We start from the raw sequence: 1,584 nt of genomic DNA, 5'->3' as shown, positions 1-1,584 counted from the left end.
CTATATTGTAACACTTTCGTTATAATTTAAGCAACCTAAGGGGGTATTGAAGGGCTTCGTAGCAACGTTTTCTGACTTCAAATAGACGCATTTGCTTCTTCATCAAAAATTGCCATTTTGCAGAAATAGTTATTTCGTCCGTTTTGCTTTGCCAAATATAGCGCTTGGTCAGCTAATTCACAACATGTTTGTAAATGCTCATATTTTGCGATTTTAGCTTGACACATTCCAATACTAACAGTAACTTGTTGGGCAATAGTAGATTGTAAATGCGGGATATTAAGTTGTCGAATTTCTTCTAAGATTTCTTCACATACAGGTTCAGCAACCTTATGAGTATGCTGGCTTATCATAACAAATTCCTCGCCACCCCAACGGGCAACAAATGCATTATACTTCCCTGCAATTTCCTCCAATAGAGATGCGACTTTGACAATTGCTGCATCTCCCTGCAAATGACCATAATAATCATTAAATTTTTTAAAGCAATCAATATCAATCATTATGACTGTTAAAGGCTGTGTTTGATAAAGTTGCTGTCCTATCTTATTCAATTTTTGGTTAAATGCACGTCGATTAGGTAGATTCGTTAAAGAATCTTTTAATGCTTGCTCTGCTAATTCATTATTTTTAATAGCCAACAATTCTGATAGTCGCTTCGTTTTAGTCATTTCCTCATTCAATAAAATATGCTGGGTATGGATTTGTTTACGAACCTTATAGGTCTGATATTGAATCATTACACCAATAGGTATTAATAATGACATGGGTAATATAATTTTTATATTTTCACTCGATATTCCAGCACTCATATATGCACTCACAATAATGGCTGATGCAGAAAGCAAAATAATCCAGACAATTTTTCGTAAAGGTAACGCGAATACTGTACAAATAATGATTAAAATAACCTCATAGAGTGCTGCATGACGGAAAAAGTAAACATCCAATACCGATATCGCAGTAATCAAAAGCATTATTGTGTAAATATAAACAACAACCAACCGTTCATACTTCTGTATATTAACAGGAGTAATATGAATTCGCTTTTCTCGGATAAACAATAATACTGCAACATCTATATAAAACATAGCGATATGAATGGCAATATAGACGGGAACCATGGCTCTTTCCGCCTTCACAAAAAATACCTCTCCATAATGTATTAACGAAATAATGACTGATACATACATGAGTGTCCAAGCAACTATTCTCATCCCTTTTAAATTCGACTGAACCATTTCTTCGCGAATAGAAAAAGCTAATTTTTCTTGATTTTCCATCATGCTCTCTCCTCATGCCCACTTTCAAATAATTATAATGTCCTATATGTATCGTCATGATAACGAAAAATACAAGTCAATCTAAATTTTTCTGATAAATAAAAAAGTTGATACCTTTATAGCATCAACTTTTTACATTGTATTCAATTAAATATCGAAAAATTTATTTGGCTAAAATAGACTTTTAATAAGCGTGTCAATCATAACAGGCATCTCTTTAAACGCACTATCCACATGCAATCGTTCTGTTTTTTGATGGGCATCCTTACCAAATGGACCCACATTTAAGACAGGACCTTGT

1 protein-coding gene is annotated in these 1,584 nt (G+C 33.5%); it reads right to left on the bottom strand.

The window, feature by feature from the left end:
• Window positions 1-77: 77 nt before the first annotated feature.
• Complete coding sequence (locus B3D98_RS01510; RefSeq protein WP_066037826.1) at window positions 78-1,283, bottom strand: GGDEF domain-containing protein; 1,206 nt, start codon at window positions 1,281-1,283, stop codon at window positions 78-80.
• Window positions 1,284-1,584: the final 301 nt, after the last annotated feature.

The organism is Lysinibacillus sp. UBA5994 (genome assembly GCF_002429725.1).
In the GTDB taxonomy this organism is placed as follows: domain Bacteria; phylum Bacillota; class Bacilli; order Bacillales_A; family Planococcaceae; genus Lysinibacillus; species Lysinibacillus capsici.
This window is presented reverse-complemented; position numbering and strand designations above follow the sequence as displayed.

Coding starts and splice junctions, on each gene's coding strand:
- B3D98_RS01510 (WP_066037826.1), bottom strand. CDS start 1,283: ATGGAAAATCAAGAAAAATTAGCTTTTTCTATTCGCGAAGAAATGGTT.